Origin of the sequence: Pseudescherichia sp. L3 (genome assembly GCF_024656065.1) — a bacterium.
Taxonomy (GTDB): Bacteria; Pseudomonadota; Gammaproteobacteria; order Enterobacterales; family Enterobacteriaceae; genus Pseudescherichia.
On record NZ_JANKYC010000002.1, the window covers coordinates 179,661 to 197,767 of the forward strand.

The following is an 18,107-nucleotide window of genomic DNA, read 5'->3' on the forward strand; positions in this document are numbered from 1 at the left end:
CTGCTATTCTCTGTAATGTATTTGTGCTATCCATGCTATTACAGCTTGTGCTATTTAATCTTACAAGAACTACCTGGTGCCTTTACCGTAGATATTCTTAATAGCTTCGCTATTAGCGATAAGCGTACACTTCAACACTTGATACTCACCCGGAAGTGAGCCGCCAATCTTTTCTTTAAGCTGATTATCGATGGCTTTGTCCGCCTCTTCGAATAACTCAGCGGACACGTTACTTGCTTCAAACCATGCAGATGCGCTGGCCTTAGCATCATTCTTTAAAGACTCACCATCAGCAATTTTGCCAATGCAGCGATTTTGCACCCAGTTACTAAAAATTTGCTGCTGAGAAAAGCTATTTACTTCCGGCAGCATTTGCGCAGAAACGTCGGAAAAGGTGATTAACAGGAGAAATGCCAATAGTTTTTTTATTTTAGCCTCCAGGAGGTTATGTAATCGACTTTTCTTGAACACCTCTTTAATACAACCGCTTAATGATAATAACTTTACGGTTTACTTAACTATTTATTCGAAAGCTCAGTTATCTTGTTTACCTTTATACTTTTTAACTAGATCTGCAAGCTCTTTACTATGATAAAAATCGATACATTTTGCCATTGTCATTGGTACGCCCGCCTGGCTTCCATATGTCTTAGCAAGGAAGGTTTTGCCCAATTTTTCTACGGCAGTATGCGCTTTCAGTGAGTAATCACCAAACTCAACATATCCCCTGGCAGCAGCAGAAGCATCTTTTTTAACTTCTTCAGCCTGATACCCTTGAGCAAGGCACGTGCTCAGAGCATAGTTTTTGAGGTACTCTTCTGAAGAGTACTCCATACGACCAATCGCTTGCGAAGATAGCAAAAAACAACCCAAAACGGCCAGATGCCATTTATCTGTCATCCTAATGCCTCGAAAAAGATAAAGTGAGCCCTTGCGGGCTCACTGCAATTACGCTTCTTTGTTTTCTTTGATGTTCCAGCCAGAGCTACTCTCAGCCCCTTTACCGCCAGCAGAAGTCTGTTCCCAGTACTGCTGTTTCACTTTTGCAGCCTGGAATGCGTAAGCAATACCAACCAGATCGCCATTATCGGAACCAGTATACTGAACGGACGTTACCAGCACGTCTTCCAGAGTAATACGACCGTATTCCACCTGCTGACCACCTGCTTTGCAGATAGAAAGTTCAACTTTGGTCAGGTGTTTACCGCTGGCGCAATGCTTCAGGATAGCGGTTGTTGATTTGTCGATCAGCGCATTTACGTGCAGGTCGTTGAAGTTAACTTTACCGGCACCGCCGCCGCCGCCAACACTCATGTTACCCGGCTGGGACGCTCCCCAAGTAAAGGAAGTAATATCAGTCCAACCAGTGTGATTCGAATCTTTCGATTCACCTGTAACACCTTCGACCTTCAGGAACATATCAATAGCCATAGTATCTACTCTTCGTGATTGAAAATTATTGCTTTCAAAAAAGCACTTATATGGCAAACAGGAAAGCATGGGGCTGAATAAAACCGTCCATATTTTACCTCTGCCTCTAGCCTGAACGCTGTCAAAGCATTCAGATCATCCAGAGCGGTAGCAAAAGCTCCCCCTCTAAATCTGGTTCATTCGCGCACTATTATGCGAATGAGTAATATTGCAAAATAGAGCAACATTTAAATCCGTGATTTTAACTTTTCCGCCACATAATATACTGCGACTGATGCAGACAGTGACACTACCAAAATTAGTGCGTTGACCGCTTGCTTTATAGTGCTACCGTCCCACGTAAAGACAAAAAAGCAATAGCTTACTACAGTGAAAAGAAGCATGGCCGAAATAAAAAGAAATGCATAAACGGCTAAGTATGTGACGATTTTTTTATGCACTAACAACTCCTATCCGCATTCACTAAAACCACTTCTTTTTGCAAATGATTTTAGTGAATTTCATGGAACGCATAAATGCGTTAATCATGTAAAGCGAACTCATAACATGTCTCATTGGCGAATAAGGGTTTTCCTTTAATCACTCAGAGTGCGATTTCGTTCTTCTTTAAACTCATCACAGGCAAGGTCTTTTGCTAATGCCTCAGTGATGAGAACAGAAGCTCGCTCTTTCTTACGCTCGGGGGTCAATTTAACCATATAGTTGAACACTCCCTCACGTAAAGATCCAGGTAAAGCCATTTTATAACTGCACCATATCTTACCTTCCGTGGCATCCATTACGCCCAGCAAATACATGTTCGCTTTTATGCGCTCACGCTCATCAGTCTTCGATAGCCAGGCATTGAGAAAGTGCTCACCGCTTAGATTGACATCATTTCGAGAAAGCAAAGCCGTATCGCGCAAAACGTTAGCGGTATCATCCGCCGGTTGCGATTCCGATACGGACCACGCTTTTCCACTAAGGCTAAGCAGAACTAATAGCGCAGCGAGCACGCTTTTTAGCGACATAACCGGTTCATCCTGATAAAACAAGAAAATGTTAAGACTTACTATTGTGGATTATCATCAAGCCAGGTGTGATCCGGTTGGCCGATTATCACTTGCGAAGTTAACTTATCAAGCTCATCGCTATGGTACAGCCGTAAACAGTTTAGGGTTACGCCTTGTATCGCAGGTTTTCGTTCAGAATGAAACCCGTTAGTAAAACCTTTATATTTATCGATGAGAGCATTGACCTTATCATTGCCATTTTCAATATCGAAAGGCACCCACTCCAGCAATGCATTACCGCTGCGTGCGGCGTCCAGAGAAAATTGACTTTTATCATCTGCAACTTGCGCAAGGCAGCGTGACAAAACCATATCTTTTACAACTTGCTTATACGGCATTTTCTTTATAAACAGAACAGGATCATCAGTCGCATTTGCTGACATTGCAGTAGCAAACAGAACAAGGCCTAAAAGCTCATTTTTCATGGTAACTCCCAAAAATTTGCTTTGGTTGTTGTGTAATTGCTATTGGGGTCGTTAAAGTAACAATGATCTGAACATGTCAATCCATCCCAAAATGTTGCATGTCCTGCTGCATCACTCCAGCCCTGAACTTCAAATAAAATGACACCTTTTTTATTGGCCAACTGTTGCACAGGAAGCGAGGGATAACTCACTATCATATCTGGCTTACCCCACTGCCTTGTTAGCCAGGCAATGACGTCTTTAACCCGGAAAAAATACCACTTGTTATCGGCTCCAGAGACAGTCAGTCCAGCGATACGCGGAACAGGGTGTCCCGTATAATTCAAGACATAGCTCATACGAACCGCACAACTATTTGACCAGCCGCCCTGCTGTTCAGGGATTTCAAAGTTATGCTTAACTTTACCGCCTATAACCTCTTTTACTTTGCCAATTGAATCATTGGCATCATAAATACTTTTTGCAGCGCTCCACGCAGCAACAAATGATGGTCTTGTACTCATAACTTGCTCCCGAGAAGGGCCGGGTTGATCTACAACCCGGCTTTTTAACTATTACGCTTCGTTGCTCTTCAGCGACGGCAGCTTCGATACCAGACGCAGGGAAACGGTCAGACCTTCCAGCTGATAGTGCGGACGCAGGAAGAACTTCGCCGCGTAGTAGCCTGGGTTGTCTTCGATCTCCTGCACCTGCACTTCCGCTGCGGCCAGCGGTTTGCGGGATTTGGTCTCCTGAGAGGAGTTAGCCGGGTCGCCGTCGACGTAGTTCATCACCCAGTCATTCAGCCAGCGCTCCATCTCTTCACGCTCGCGGAAGGAACCAATCTTGTCGCGCACGATGCACTTCAGGTAGTGCGCGAAGCGGCAGCAGGCAAACAGATACGGCAGGCGTGCCGCCAGACGGGCATTGGCCGTCGCGTCCGGATCGTGATACTCCGCCGGCTTCTGCAACGACTGCGCACCAATAAAGGCGGCGAAGTCGGAGTTCTTGCGGTGGATCAGCGGCATAAAGCCGTTCTTCGCCAGCTCGGCTTCACGACGGTCGCTGATGGCGATCTCAGTCGGGCACTTCATGTCCACGCCGCCGTCATCGCTCGGGAAGGTGTGGCACGGCAGGTTCTCTACTGCCCCACCTGATTCCACGCCGCGGATGGAGGTGCACCAGCCGAACTCTTTGAAGGAGCGGTTGATGTTGGCGGCCATCGCGTAGGCGGCATTGGCCCATGAGTAGCTGTCATGGTTCGCGCCGTCGGTCTCTTCTTCAAAATCGAAGCTGTCTACCGGGTTAGAACGAATGCCATAAGGCAGGCGCGACAGGAAGCGCGGCATCACCATGCCCAGATAGCGCGCATCTTCGGATTCACGCAGTGAACGCCAGGCGGCGTATTCGGTGTTCTGGAAAATCTTGGTCAGATCGCGCGGGTTTGCCAGCTCCTGCCAGGACTCCATCTGCATCACGCTTGGCGCAGTACCGGTGATGAACGGGCAGTGTGCCGCAGCACCAATGCGCGCCATCTCGCTCAGCAGCTCGACATCCTGCGGGCTGTGGTCAAAGTAGTAGTCGCCCACGATGCAGCCAAACGGCTCGCCACCGAACTGGCCATACTCCTGCTCATAAACTTTTTTGAAGATGGGGCTCTGATCCCAGCCCACCCCTTTATAGCGCTTGAGGGTGCGGCCCAGCTCCTGCTTGGAGATGCTCATAAAGCGAATCTTCAGCATCTCATCGGTTTCGGAGTTGTTTACCAGGTAGCTCAGACCACGCCACGCGCTCTCCAGCTTCTGGAACTCGTCGTGGTGGATAATCTGGTTTACCTGCCGGGAGAGCTGCTCGTCGATACCGGCGATCAGGTTCTGGATGGTACGGTAGGTGTCGTTAGAAAAGGTAACCGTGTTCTCCAGCGCCTGCTGCGCCAGGGTTTTTACCGCGCTCTCTACGGCTGAACGAGCCTGATCAGTCTTCGGGCGGAACTCTTTGTTCAACAACGCGCTGAACTCATCCTGGCTAAACGCCTGCCCCGCCTGCTGCTCATGTTGTTGAGAAGGATTGCTCATCGATTACTCCTCGTTACCTTTTACGCTATCGTCATTTTTTGGCATCTGGCTCAGGGATTTGAGCAGGGTCGGATCCTGAAGGATCTTGGCGATCAGCTCTTCTGCACCATTTTTACCGTCCATGTAAGTCAGCAGGTTGGAGAGCTGCGTGCGCGCCTCCAGCAGCTTGTTGAGCGGCTCAACCTTGCGTGCAATCGCATCCGGCAGGAAATCTTCCATGCTTTCGAAGGTCAGATCGACGTTCAGCTTGCCGTCGCCGGTCAGCGTGTTGTCCACGTGGAACGCCACGCGTGGCTTCAGGGCTTTCATACGCTCATCGAAGTTGTCGAGGTCGATCTCCATGAACTTACGCTCGTCAACCGCAGGCAGGTTCTCAACCGGTTTACCCGCCAGGTCCGCCATCACGCCCATTACGAAGGGAAGCTGGATTTTGCGCTCCGCACCGTAAATCTCTACGTCATACTCAATCTGTACGCGTGGCGCACGGTTACGTGCGATAAATTTCTGCCCACTGTTACTCATTGCCATGATGCTCTCCATCAAAGATGCGCTGTGAAAATGTGGCGACCAGCATCAGGCCAGACGCCGTTACAGGGTTATGCGTCAATCGCGACGCCCAAAAATGTTTTCCAGTTGATGCACGCCATCTGGGGCCAGATCCCGAATGATGTCCATAAAGTTGAGTTCGATTAGCTTCTGCACCCGGTCAATCATCAGCGGCGCGGGATGGCTAGGTTCATGCTGAGCGAAATAGTGCTTGGCTTTCTCCAGCATCAGCTGCGCGTCAGCGCGGCTGGTGACCTGCACGCTGCGCCAGTCGGCGGCGTACTGAACCGGCTGGGGCGCAGGCGCGGAGGGGGTCTCCTCGCTTGCAGACGCGGCGTCCTGCGGCGCTGGTGCCACATTGCCGTCGGCTGACTGGCAGGCGTTAGCCACCAGCCCAACGGTTTTTTGCAGCTGCTCCATCTCTGGCACGCCGCTTTCGCTCAGGTAGCCAATCAGCAGTTCGCGAATGGTTTGCAGACGCTCGTGGATCTGCACTACCGCCTCAATACCCGGCTGGCCGCCGCGCGCCAGTTCGTCAATGAGCCGCGCCCGGCCACCCGGGTAGTCGGCACACTCGGTTTTACTGCCGTCCAGCAACGCCTGGGCATCGCGGAGCGAAATCTCATCGCCGCTGGAGCGCAGCAGCGGCGCAACGCGCAACGCGGCGGTGAGATCTGACTTATCGCTTAGCGCGGCCAGAGCGTTAATGCGGTAGATCGGATCGGTTTCGCCATACTCCTCCAGCAGCGGATAGAGCGGCTCCCAGTAGAGCGAGATCGCCTGCTGGATTAACAGCAGCCCATCGGCATAGCCTGCTAGCCCGCGACGTTTGGTCCAGGCGTGGGTTAACGCCATGATTACCCGCAGATCCTTGGTGCGCTCCAGCAGACCGGTGGCCAGCTTCTCCACCGTAGTCCAGTCGGCAGGCTCAGCGGGAATAATGGTGGTGCCAAACTGCTGCTCGGCTTTCCCCTGGCTGGCCTGCTCCATCGCCTGGTAGTCAGCGTCATATTCCAGATTGTCGCCGCAGGGTTTCTCCGGGCTTATCGGGGTAAGAAAGTGATCGATGCTCATCAGATACCTGCTTATTCAAACATGGGCGGATAAAGCCCGTGACGTCCGGGTCTGGCCCCGCCTGCGGGATCGAACAGCAGCGTAAAGAGCTGTCCGGTAAAGTTACCGCTGTGAACATGGGTGTAGAGCGGATACCCATCGCTGCGGTTGGTCCACCAAAAACTGGTCTGCCGCTGCGGGTCAAAACACTCTGCCGCCTGCGGCCAGCTCAGCGTGCAGCGCTCTTCGCCTTCATAGCCAATGACATCAAGGATGTCAGAGCGCACCTGCGGCTCTGGGAGCTGTGGCGAGGGAATGGCCATCAGCGCCTGATCCAGCTGTTCCGCAGAGAAGGTGTTGCGCACGGCGTGCAGCAGGACGCGACCCAGCTGCTGATACCAGCTTTCCGCCTGAGCCAGCAGGCGCGGCGACCACTCGGTCGGGTTAAAAGAGAGCTGGGCGCACACCGGATAGCGGCGGCCAACGCTGTCGCGCCCTGGCAGCAGACAGCCCATCTGCACCATCTGACTGCCAAGCATGGGCGGCACCACAAAATTCCACACCGGCGCGGCGCTGAAGTCGCGCTCGCCGCTGCGGAGCTCCTCCTGCTGCCAGGCGTGCAGACCTACCTGAAACCAATGCGACCACTGGCGCTGCAGCGAGTCGGGAAAGCGACGCTGTAAAAAATCGCCGGCACTGGGTAATTTTCCGTACCAGCTTGTCGCGGGGGTATTCGTCATACGGCTATCCTTGCGATTAAGGGCATGAGAAACGAGGAAGCTGGAACGGGTTGCGAATGCTGTTTGGCGCAAACTCCAGCGTGACCTGATGGCCATCTACGGTAAACGTCGCCTGCCGGCTCAGACTGCCGCCGCCTGGGCTGATACGTGCTTTATCAAAGAAACGGTTAAGCGCCCAGGCGCCGTTGGTGACCAGCGTCGAGGTGCTGCCGTTCGCCAGCCCCAGCTGCATACGCACCTGGTTTGTTCCGCCTGGCCCCGGCCAGGTCATGATCTGCACCGCCTGCGGCCCGTGGCTGTAACGCAACATCTGACCGTCTACGTCCAGGGTCAGATTGAGAATAGTGTTGTCCATGCGGACGGTGCGCACCGTAACCTTATAGGATGGCGTCGCAGCACCGCTGGCAAAGAAGGCATCGCGAATCGACTGCGCCTGCTGGAAGGGACGCAGCAGCCCTTCGCTGCCCGGTAGCGTTTTGCCATCAATGCCCGGCATAAAGCGCCAGCTCGACTGAGTGGTGTCGACTTTATTGGTCAGGTTGTCGCGAAAGAAGGCATCCATCAGGCCGGTTCCTGGGGCAAACATCCGCGCCAGATCGTCCGGCGTCACCTCACTGCTGGCGCTGCGCACCAGCGGGTAGCGGCCCGCGATAGCCTGACGGCAGAAGCTGCCCACTTCGACATTAATTCGCTTACGCACGTTATCGAGATCGCGGCGCTGGGTATCGCTGCTTGCACCGACCGCCATATTGCTGAACATGGTCTGCAAGCCGCCCGGCAGGCGACCCGCGCTGGCCTGCAGGCGGCTGATAGCTTCCCCGCCCGGCGCAGGCATGCCGCTGTTCGCCGCATCCTGCACGGCGGTCAGATAGCGATACAGCTCATCCACCTGCTTGAGGAAATCATCAAAGACGATGGTTTTGCCGCCCTTCTCCAGGGGCTGTGCCAGCTCTATCATCGGCGCGTAGTGGTCAGTCACCAGCTGCTCCGGTGCCTGGGTCATCACGGCTCCCTGCTTCGGCGCGCCGTCGTTATTGCTAAACAGTGCCTCCAGGGTACGCGTGGCGCGGTTGTTCTGCTCTTTGGCCTGCGCGGCATCCGCTGGGCTCGGCGCTTCACGGGAAAGGGTCAGAACCTTGCTCAGGTTCATCACCAGACGTCGCAGCGGCGAGTTGCTGCTGGAGAGCAGCCGGGCGGTGTTAATGCGCTGGGAGAGATCGGCGCTGTTGTTGAGCTGAATGTCAGCCAGGAAGCTGTCCCAGTTGGCGATAAAGTCGCGCATATAGAGCTGACGTACGGCGTTGTCGGTCTGCTGCTTATCCTCCTGGGCCGAGGTGCTTCCCAGCACCCAGGCGTCATCTTCATGCAGGGCGGTAGTGACGCTATCGATTTGCCCGTTGAAGCTTTTCCAGTAGCCGTCTGGCGTATACAGGCCCGGAACGCCCTCGCTCACCGGTTTACCGCTTTTACGGGAAAACACCAGCTCGCTCTGCGGTCCGCCGAGCATCGACAGTGATACCGGCTTGAGGTTTTCATCATGCTCCAGCAGGCGCTTCAGGCGACCGTACACCCGCGTCGAGAGCGGCTGCTGGTTGATGAGAGCCCGCTCGCGAGCCACCAGCGCCTCGTCTTGCGCATAAGGCGACGCCTGGATCTGCGGCTCCAGCAGTTGAGTCAGATGCCACTCCAGCTCGCGCAGCTGCGCCTGGGTTACGTTTTGCGGCAGGTTGCGCTCCAGGTTGAGCATGACCCACGAGTGCAGGAATTTGCCGTCGTAGTGCTTCGGCTGGTAGAGCATCTGGTAGGCCTTCAGCGCTTCGTAGCTGTACTCTACGTCGCTGCCGTTGTCATTGCGTAACCAGGTGGTGATGTGCATCGCGACGGCGGGCAGCAGCATCTGCTCCAGCGCTTTTTGGTACAGCGCCTGCGATGCGTTGCTGACGTCATACCCGCGATACAGCCCCATCCGCCGGGTGATCGGCGGTTCGTTGATATCAAACTCGCTGCTTTTCGGCAGTTCAACCAGGCCATTAAGCAGCGGCAGCAGCGCAAACAGGTCACGCTGCTGAAGGTTTTGCAGCGCCTTACTCTGCTGTTCCACCTCCGGCACTTTCGCCTGCACCTCTTTGAGGTAGGCGCTGTTTTTACCGTAGCTGGTCAGCCACAGGCCACCTAAAATCACCAGCAGGGCCAGCAGCGCGGCATAACCAGACCAGATCACCGCCCGGTTGCGCAGCTCCCACCAGCGATTCTCCCCGGCGATGCCCGCTTCCTGGAAAATGACGTTTTGCAGCAGATTCTTAATGAAAAAGCTCTGCCCTTTGGCTCCCGGGATCGGGGCCTCTTTGCTTACCGAATCCCAGTTATCCGCCTCGTTACCCTCTGGCAGCGAAAGCGCCCGGTTCAGCTCGCCCATCACCCGGTCAAACGGCATGCCCTCCTGGGTGCCGCTGGCAAAGTAGATCCCGCGCGGCGAAAACTCGGTTTCAAAGTTGGAGCGGGCAAACACCGTGCTCAGGTAGTCCGCCAGTAGCGGACGCAGCGCAGCGAACTCCTGCGGGAAGAGCCAGGCTTCGGCGCGGGTTTTTGCATCGTGCTCCTGGAGCATGGTCTCTGGCAGGCCCGCATCCAGACGCTGCTGCAGCAGGGAGAACTCCTGCTCGAAGTTCCCCATCAGGTCAAAATCGGCCTGCTTAGCTTTTTCCCACGGCAGGGTAAAGCCCCAGATCTGGTCACGCTGGGCCTTATCGAAATCGGAAAACCAGGCGCGGAAGCCTTTAAGCAGATCGACCTTGGTGACCATGACATAGACCGGGAAGCGAATGCCCAGCTGCTCGTGCAGCTCCGACAGACGCTGGCGCAGGTTTACCGCCTGCTGGCGGGAGGCCTCGGCGGACTGCGTCAGCAGATCGGAGATGCTGATGGTGATGATGACGCCGTTGATGGGCTGGCGACGGCGGTATTTACGCAGCAGCTGAACAAAGCTGAGCCACTCCCCGGCATCCTGCGCCTGCTCGCTCTCCTGAGTCGTGTAGCGGCCTGCGGTATCCAGCAGCACCGCCTCATTGGTAAACCACCAGTCACAGTTACGGGTGCCGCCAATACCGCGCAGGGCCGTTTTCCCAAAGCGATCCGCCAGCGGGAACTGGAGGCCAGAGTTGGCCAGCGCGGTAGTTTTACCCGAGCCCGGCGCGCCGATGATCACATACCACGGCAGCTGATAGAGATACTGGGTGCCAAAGCGTTGCGTCCACTGCGCGTTGCGGTTGCCCGCCTTGCTGAAATGGGCTTTCTTCAGCATCTGCGCCGCTTCATCAAAACGGCTGGCCAGGATCTGGTCTTCGCTATTCAGCCGCTGCTGCGGATCCACCGACTGCGGATCGGTCGTATCCTCTTTGAGCTTATCCATCAGCTTGCGGTTGAGCCAGGCGTTATAGAGGCGAGGCACAATGTGGCTCTGGGCCCAGATAAAATAGAGCACCACGATGCTGATGATACGGTTCTGTTCTGATTCGAGCGGCCGGGTATCGACAATCGATAGCAGCGGGCCAATCATCCAGATCACCGCCGCCAGGGCTGTCACACCAAGGAAGCCCCACAGCAGGCGATTGGTGAGAATGGAGAGAAGTGTTGTCAGCATCCTAGTTTCCTTGCGGCAATCCGTTCAGCTCAGCCTGGGTATTTTCAGGCGATACCAGCAGAGTAATTTCCACGCGGCGGTTACGGGCGCGGTTTTCCGGCGTCGTATTTGGCGCGATGGGGTCCATCTCCCCTCTTCCCTCGGCTTTCACACGCTGGGGCTGCGAGAGGCGATCCTGCAACTGCTTTTGCACCGACCGGGCGCGCTCAAGAGAGAGCTCGTAGTTAGAGGCGAAGCGAGCGCTGCGGATCGGCACGTTATCGCTGTAGCCCACTACCAGAATCTTGCCGCTCACGTTGTTCATGGCCTGGGCAATACGCTCGATAACCCGGTCGTAGCGGTCTCTCACCACCGTCGAGGCAGAGGCGAACAGCCCATCTCCTTTGAGGATCACCACGCTGCGGTCCGCTTCGTCTTTCACCGCCACCAGCCCCGCCTCGATCTCCGGCTTCAGGAAGCCGCGCAGATTCAGGACGGCAGGCAGACGCTGCGCGGGCTGCTGAATAGTCGCCTCGGGCAGCGGCGTCTGGTAGATCTTCGCCAGCACCGGATTGGTGCTGTCACCGAGCCGCCAGTTGAGAATGATGTAGAACAGGCAGGCGGCGAATCCGGCAAGCGCCACGCAGGCCCAGAGCGGCACCATGGGCCGCCACAGCTTGCGCAGTACCGGCTGGTCCTCCGGGTGCGGAGAGAGCGGCGGCGGATAGCTGCCGCGCACGCCACGGATCATCTGCCACAGCCGCTGCTTGATGGTTTCAAGCTGGGTACGGCCGTTATCCAGCACCCGGTAGCGCCCTTCAAAGCCTAGCAGTAGGCAGTAGTTAATCATCTCCAGCAGCAGAATGTGCTCACGCGGGTTCTGCGACAGACGCGCCAGCAGCTGGAAAAACTTCTCCCCGCCCCAGGTTTCGTTGTGGAAAGTGACCAGCAGACCGCTCCCGGACCAGACGCCGCTGCTTCCCCAGGGCGTCAGCGCGGCAGCTTCATCCAGCGCCGTACAGAGACAGTAGCGCGCACCGACGATGGTTTCATACGGTAGCCCTGCCTGCTGACAGCGCACTTCGAAGCGCCGGATCTCATCGATTAAACGCTGACGTAGCCCAGCCTGATCGTCATGGGATACTGAATGACGGATCTGCGGGATAGCGTTGAGCAGCGGATTCGCCGCTGCCACCAGAAGGTTATTGCTGCTTGCTCCGGTAAATGCGGCATCGTTGCCGGAAGCCTGTCGTTCCTGCATGTTAAGCGCTCGCTTTATTATTCTGTTGGGCTACGAATGGCCCAAAACGCCATATCCAGTCCTGGAAATTCGCCTGCCAGATGCAGGGCAAACGCGCCGGACTTATCCATTTCGTTCCACAGCTCGCCGCCTTTCTCCAGCTCAAAATAGCTGTATCCGGCATGCCATGGGATTTGCGGCGGAGCCACCGGCATCGCGCGCAGCCCAATGCCCGGCAGCTGGAGCTGCACCAGATCGCGGATTTTAGAGACGGGGGCAACCTTCATCTGTGCCGGGAAATGCGTTTGCAGATGCTCGCCTGGCACGCTGGCTTTTACCGCCAGCACGAAACCAAACTCGCGTACCATGCTGATTTCCGGCACGGTAGCGATATTCAGGCCGTGAGAGCGCTCGTTCAGCGGCAGTTGAATCGCCTGGTCTTCCATCACCATCGACAGACCCTGACGCAGCAGCAGCATCAACTTGCTAAAGCAGCCAGCCAGATCGTCATGGTTATAGACCGGCAGCACGCTTTCCGTGGTGCGGTGAGCGGTCCAGGTTGCCAGCTCGGAGGCAAACGGCAGCCAGCTGCGCCAGAGCGTCTCCGGATGCAGCAGCGGCAGGGACTTAATATGTGAAACCTCACCAAGGTGACGGTTCAGCAGCGACAGCAGCGTGAACTCAATCAGTTCAGAGGTGTTGAAGCGACCCGGCTGACGTAAACGGCCTGCGATCTGCTGGCTTCGCTCACCCAGCAGGCCGTGCAGATCGTTGATCATGCTGTAGATAGCATGGCTGTTGTTGGCGTTCAGCATTGGCGGAATGTAGCTGTTATCCAGCCGGACGTGGTTATCGTTACGCTTTTCATTGACGAAAGCGACGCCAATCGCGGTCCACTCTGCCGTCAGATCTTTCTCCAGCATGAGCTTCAGGCGCAGGCGGCCAAACTGTACCGTGGCCTCCCCTACCGACAGGGCGTTATCATCTTCCACCTCCTCTTCAAACGTGACAAAGCGTGCCAGCGAGGCCTTCTCTTCGCTGAAGACCACCTCTTCACGTTCGCCCCGGCGTACCGGCAGCGCCAGCACGACCTTTTCACCAGAGAGGTTATCGGGGATCTGCAGCGGCAGCGGGCCGTTACGGCTATCCCGAAAGTGGAAAAAGGTCCCGTCGGGCATCAGTCCACTGGCGTAGCTGAGCGCCACACACCCCTGGCGCAGCATGGCCTCGTCGAGCTCCAGATCGAGAAAACCCCACAGGTAAGCGCGTTGCAGCATACCCCATTCACGAATATGGCTTTGCAGGTAGCTTTCCGCGCGCTGAAAATGGTGCGGACGCAGAAACATCCCTTCGGTCCAGACGACCTTTTCTGCTTTCGTCATGATGATCTGTTTTCCTGTTAAGAAGCGCGTTACTGGCTGATGACGCGGATCCCGTTTACGTCAAAAAAGAGAGTGGCTTGCAGTTCTTCTGCAGACCCTTTCCAGAACTGGTAGATATGGTTTTCGCCCGGTACGGGCAGAGGAAGTGACATGCGCCATTTTTTGCCGTCCAGCGCCTGGTATTCCCCCATGATCCCAATGTATCGCGCCTCAGGCGAGCTTTGTCCGCTCAGGCTTTTCGACAGTTGTCCGGGCATCAGGAAGAACACATCGCTATTCAACAGGTTTGCGCCAAGTACGGCTGACGCGTTGTTCTGCAGGGAGTAGAAATCGGCGGACATGAAGTCCGCATCCGATTTCAGCAACAATACCCTGACCTTAAGTGGCGCAGAATCATTGATTTGTGGATGGGCCTGAAACTGCAGGGTGTAGCGGGAAGGCTCGCTGTGTGAAGACGATGCGCAACCACCTATCAATGCAAAGATGAACAGCAAAAACGCCAGGGAAGCCCTGCCGAAAAAAGTATTCTTATTCATAAGGATTCGCTCGCAAAAGCTCTATTAATCCAGGATCCATGTGCCGTTATTATTGTTTTTACAGGCTTTACCGCTGCCATCAACGTTCACGCAGGTGGCCTTTTTCCGTGCTTTTGGTCGCACAGAGGCTTTACGAACCGTGGCTTCATACTGATCGGCTTTCACCACGGCGCGCATTGGAACGTAACCGATCAGCTCGTCTTTACCTTCGTCTGCCAGCGCCATCCAGAAGTGTTCCACCTGCCCTAACACCTCATAGGTTTTACCGGTCTCCAGCGTACGGACAACCTTGCCGCTAAAGTCAGGACGACTCATTAGCGAGGCGGGGTAGAGGGCGCGGTAAGAGGCGTTCACGGGCGTAAACTCCGCTGGCGGCGAGACCGCATTACGGTGGGTCAACGTCACGCCGTTCACCTCGTGGGTGACGATGGTATCGTCAGTCATTGCAGGCTTGGTCGGTGCTTTACACCCTGCAACCGTCATAACAAAAAGAAGTGAAATAATGAGTCGCTTGTTCATATGCTTTTCCGTAGCAATATTCTGCAGATCGTTAACAGGAGATGTGAAGTTTCACTTAAGTGCTATCATTACAGGAAGATGATAATTCAACGTACTCTTTCTATGCAAAAGGCATAGCTACCGCACGAAACTTAACGAGTAAGTTCCATTTCTCGATGGTTTTTTTTGACAACTGAGAAACAATTGTAAAGCAACTTTCCATCAATTCAATATACGTCCGCGCATGCTACCTGTTTTAAGGGCACAGCAGAGCACCATAAGTGCTAATAGTAGAATCCAATGGCTTACATGGCAAAAAAGTAACCATGGAGCATCAAAAGATTCCAGATAATTAAATAACTCTATGATTTCCTTGGCTTATTAAGTGAAACTGCAACGCGATCACATAACGCAACATAATTACAATTACCACTACCATAATTAGTAGAAATGTTTCGTTACCGTGTATATCAATATAACCTCCAAAGAGAGTAGTAGTATTTTCAAAGCATGTTTAGAAAAAACATAAAATATCCTATATAGGACAGGCTATAGATTTTCGGATGTGTAAGACTACGTTGGAATCAGGAAATAACGCACCGTGACTATAAGCCTTACAAAAGTAAACTGAATATATTCTTTTAATACCAGCCTAAATAGTTTAGCTACGCTAAATTATTATTGTGGAACTTCCCAGGCAGCATATGGCTCTGTGGCGGTATGCATCTCCAATATGAGCTTACCCTTCTTTAACCTATGCTAAAACATCTTCGGGTCTTACGCCTCTGCTTTTTGATGAAACTGGAAGGCGTCTCGTGAAGTTCCCTATCGCTGCTTTCCAGCGAATGCTTATCTCCGTTATCATGTCCCCCATGCAAATACCCATCACAACAACGGTATCTGCACCTCATTTTAAATCAGGGAACTGGACACAACTTCATGAGTACACAAGAGAACTTTGACGCCCATACGCCCATGATGCAGCAGTACCTGAAGCTGAAAGCCCAGCATCCGGATATCCTGCTCTTCTACCGGATGGGTGATTTTTATGAGCTGTTCTATGACGATGCGAAACGCGCTTCGCAGCTGATGGACATCTCCCTGACCAAACGCGGTGCCTCGGCCGGTGAACCCATCCCGATGGCGGGCGTGCCACATCACGCGGTGGAGAACTATCTGGCGAAGCTGGTCAGCCTCGGTGAGTCAGTGGCCATCTGCGAACAGATTGGCGATCCGGCCACCAGCAAAGGGCCGGTTGAGCGCAAGGTGGTACGCATCGTAACGCCTGGCACCATCAGCGACGAAGCGCTGCTGCACGAGCGTCAGGACAACCTGCTGGCAGCTATCTGGCAGGACAGCAAAGGCTTTGGCTACGCTACCCTGGATATCAGCTCCGGGCGTTTTCGCCTGAGCGAGCCAGCCGATCGCGAGACCATGGCCGCTGAGCTCCAGCGTACCAACCCGGCAGAGCTGCTCTACGCGGAAGACTTTGCCGAGACCGCCCTGATTGAGGGCCGCCGCGGTCTACGCCGCCGTCCGCTGTGGGAATTTGAGATCGACACCGCTCGCCAGCAGCTGAACCTTCAGTTCGGTACCCGCGATCTGGTGGGCTTTGGCGTAGAGAACGCTACGCGCGGCCTCTGCGCGGCGGGCTGCCTGCTACAGTACGTGAAAGATACCCAGCGCACCTCTCTGCCCCACATTCGGGCAATCACCATGGAGCGCCAGCAGGACAGCATTATTATGGATGCCGCTACCCGCCGTAACCTGGAGATCACCCAGAACCTGGCCGGCGGCATTGAGAATACCCTCGCCTCGGTGCTCGATTGCACGGTAACGCCAATGGGTAGCCGCATGCTCAAGCGCTGGCTGCATATGCCGGTGCGCGACACCAAAACGCTGACCGAGCGCCAGCAGACCATCGCCGCGCTACAGGATGCCACTGCCGAGCTCCAGCCGGTGCTGCGTCAGGTTGGCGATCTGGAGCGTATTCTGGCGCGCCTGGCCCTGCGCACCGCGCGTCCGCGCGATCTGGCCCGCATGCGCCATACCTTCCAGCAGCTCCCCACGCTGAGAGAGATGCTGGCCGAGGTCGACAGCGCGCCGGTACAGCGGCTGCGAGAGACAATGGGTGAATTTAGCGAGCTGCGCGAGCTGCTGGAGCGGGCAATCATCGATGCCCCGCCGGTGCTGGTGCGCGACGGTGGCGTGATCGCCCCCGGCTATAACGCCGAGCTGGACGAGTGGCGCGCCCTGGCAGATGGTGCCACCGACTATCTGGATAAGCTGGAGATCCGCGAGCGCGAGAAGCTGGGCCTCGACACCCTGAAGGTGGGCTATAACGCGGTGCACGGCTACTTTATTCAGATCAGCCGCGGCCAGAGCCATCATGCTCCTATTCACTACGTGCGTCGCCAGACCCTGAAGAACGCCGAACGCTATATCATTCCCGAGCTGAAAGAGTACGAAGACAAGGTGCTCACCTCGAAAGGCAAGGCGCTGGCACTGGAGAAGCAGCTCTATGATGAACTCTTTGACCTGCTGATGCCGCACCTGGCCGATCTTCAGCAGAGTGCCAGCGCGCTGGCGGAGCTTGACGTGCTGGTTAACCTGGCCGAACGCGCCTGGACCCTTAACTACTGCTGCCCAACCTTTAGCGATAAGCCGGGCATCCGTATTAGCGAAGGGCGTCATCCGGTGGTTGAGCAGGTGCTGAACGAACCGTTTATTGCCAACCCGCTGAACCTCTCGCCGCAGCGGCGGATGCTGATCATTACCGGGCCGAACATGGGCGGTAAAAGTACCTATATGCGCCAGACCGCGCTGATTGCCCTGCTGGCCTACATTGGCAGCTACGTGCCGGCGCAGAAGGTAGAGATTGGCCCTATCGACCGCATCTTCACCCGCGTAGGCGCGGCGGACGATCTGGCCAGCGGGCGTTCAACCTTCATGGTCGAGATGACCGAAACCGCCAATATCCTGCACAACGCCACGGAAAATAGCCTGGTGCTGATGGATGAGATTGGGCGCGGCACGTCCACCTATGACGGCCTGTCGCTGGCGTGGGCCTGCGCAGAGAACCTGGCGAACCGCATTAAGGCACTGACCCTGTTTGCTACCCACTACTTCGAGCTGACCCAGTTACCGGAGAAGATGGAAGGCGTTGCTAACGTGCATCTCGATGCGCTGGAGCACGGGGATACCATCGCCTTTATGCACAGCGTGCAGGATGGCGCGGCAAGCAAAAGCTATGGCCTGGCGGTAGCGGCCCTGGCAGGCGTGCCGAAAGAGGTGATCAAGCGCGCCCGGCAGAAGCTGCGCGAGCTGGAGAGCATTACGCCAAACGCGGCCGCCACCCAGGTCGACGGAACGCAGATGTCACTGCTCGCCGCACCGGAGGAGGCTCATCCGGCGGTTGAGGCGTTGGAGGCTCTCGATCCGGATACCCTTTCTCCGCGTCAGGCGCTGGAGTGGATCTATCGCCTTAAGAATATGGCGTAGTTTTCTGTGGGCCTGGCCTGAGCTTCTATA

16 protein-coding genes are annotated in these 18,107 nt (G+C 55.3%); 1 reads left to right on the plus strand and 15 read right to left on the minus strand.

Going from position 1 to position 18,107, the window contains the following annotated elements; translation table 11 throughout:
• Positions 1-69: 69 nt before the first annotated feature.
• The 15 genes from NR795_RS12420 to NR795_RS12490 all read right to left on the minus strand — a co-directional run bounded on the left by NR795_RS12420 (position 70) and on the right by NR795_RS12490 (position 14,597).
• Entirely contained in the window at positions 70-471 is a 402-nt protein-coding gene (locus tag NR795_RS12420) for a T6SS amidase immunity protein Tai4 family protein (protein ID WP_374544355.1), read from the minus strand.
• A 63-nt stretch (positions 472-534) separates the two neighbouring features.
• Positions 535-834: a T6SS amidase immunity protein Tai4 family protein gene (locus tag NR795_RS12425; protein ID WP_374544362.1), complete on the minus strand. Its 300-nt coding sequence runs from the start codon at positions 832-834 to the stop codon at positions 535-537.
• Positions 835-948: 114 nt separating this feature from the next.
• The gene (locus tag NR795_RS12430; protein WP_144817769.1) at positions 949-1,431 is read right to left on the minus strand and encodes a type VI secretion system tube protein Hcp; all 483 of its coding nucleotides are present in this window, start codon (positions 1,429-1,431) and stop codon (positions 949-951) included.
• Positions 1,432-2,006: 575 nt separating this feature from the next.
• Entirely contained in the window at positions 2,007-2,441 is a 435-nt protein-coding gene (locus tag NR795_RS12435; RefSeq protein ID WP_186370571.1) for a Rap1a/Tai family immunity protein, read from the minus strand.
• 41 nt (positions 2,442-2,482) lie between these two features.
• Positions 2,483-2,908 (minus strand): type VI secretion system amidase immunity protein Tai4, encoded by a 426-nt coding sequence (locus NR795_RS12440; RefSeq protein ID WP_257758401.1) that lies wholly within the window; start codon positions 2,906-2,908, stop codon positions 2,483-2,485.
• The gene (locus tag NR795_RS12445) at positions 2,905-3,411 is read right to left on the minus strand and encodes a type VI secretion system amidase effector protein Tae4 (RefSeq protein WP_144817767.1); all 507 of its coding nucleotides are present in this window, start codon (positions 3,409-3,411) and stop codon (positions 2,905-2,907) included. Before NR795_RS12445 ends, NR795_RS12440 begins: the two co-directional genes overlap by 4 nt.
• Before the next feature lie 51 nt (positions 3,412-3,462).
• Entirely contained in the window at positions 3,463-4,962 is a 1,500-nt protein-coding gene (gene tssC / locus NR795_RS12450; protein WP_144817766.1) for a type VI secretion system contractile sheath large subunit, read from the minus strand.
• Positions 4,963-4,965: 3 nt separating this feature from the next.
• Positions 4,966-5,490, minus strand: coding sequence for a type VI secretion system contractile sheath small subunit (tssB, locus tag NR795_RS12455; RefSeq protein ID WP_042387797.1), 525 nt, complete (start codon positions 5,488-5,490; stop codon positions 4,966-4,968).
• A 75-nt stretch (positions 5,491-5,565) separates the two neighbouring features.
• A complete protein-coding gene (gene tssA / locus NR795_RS12460) occupies positions 5,566-6,582 on the minus strand; it encodes a type VI secretion system protein TssA (RefSeq protein ID WP_257758402.1) in 1,017 nt (338 codons plus the stop codon).
• Positions 6,583-6,593: 11 nt separating this feature from the next.
• On the minus strand, positions 6,594-7,301 hold the full coding sequence (gene tagF, locus NR795_RS12465; protein ID WP_257758403.1) for a type VI secretion system-associated protein TagF: 708 nt from the start codon (positions 7,299-7,301) through the stop codon (positions 6,594-6,596).
• Positions 7,302-7,317: 16 nt separating this feature from the next.
• Complete coding sequence (tssM, locus tag NR795_RS12470; RefSeq protein ID WP_257758404.1) at positions 7,318-10,941, minus strand: type VI secretion system membrane subunit TssM; 3,624 nt, start codon at positions 10,939-10,941, stop codon at positions 7,318-7,320.
• Between the two features lies 1 nt (position 10,942).
• Entirely contained in the window at positions 10,943-12,181 is a 1,239-nt protein-coding gene (locus NR795_RS12475; RefSeq protein WP_042387804.1) for a DotU family type VI secretion system protein, read from the minus strand.
• 17 nt (positions 12,182-12,198) lie between these two features.
• Complete coding sequence (tssK, locus tag NR795_RS12480; protein ID WP_144817762.1) at positions 12,199-13,542, minus strand: type VI secretion system baseplate subunit TssK; 1,344 nt, start codon at positions 13,540-13,542, stop codon at positions 12,199-12,201.
• Between the two features lie 29 nt (positions 13,543-13,571).
• Complete coding sequence (tssJ, locus tag NR795_RS12485; RefSeq protein WP_144817761.1) at positions 13,572-14,078, minus strand: type VI secretion system lipoprotein TssJ; 507 nt, start codon at positions 14,076-14,078, stop codon at positions 13,572-13,574.
• A gap of 24 nt (positions 14,079-14,102) precedes the next feature.
• Positions 14,103-14,597, minus strand: coding sequence for an SH3 domain-containing protein (locus NR795_RS12490; protein ID WP_257758405.1), 495 nt, complete (start codon positions 14,595-14,597; stop codon positions 14,103-14,105).
• A gap of 918 nt (positions 14,598-15,515) precedes the next feature.
• Here NR795_RS12490 and mutS point away from each other — a divergent pair.
• The gene (gene mutS, locus NR795_RS12495; protein WP_222888701.1) at positions 15,516-18,077 is read left to right on the plus strand and encodes a DNA mismatch repair protein MutS; all 2,562 of its coding nucleotides are present in this window, start codon (positions 15,516-15,518) and stop codon (positions 18,075-18,077) included.
• Positions 18,078-18,107 lie beyond the last annotated feature (30 nt).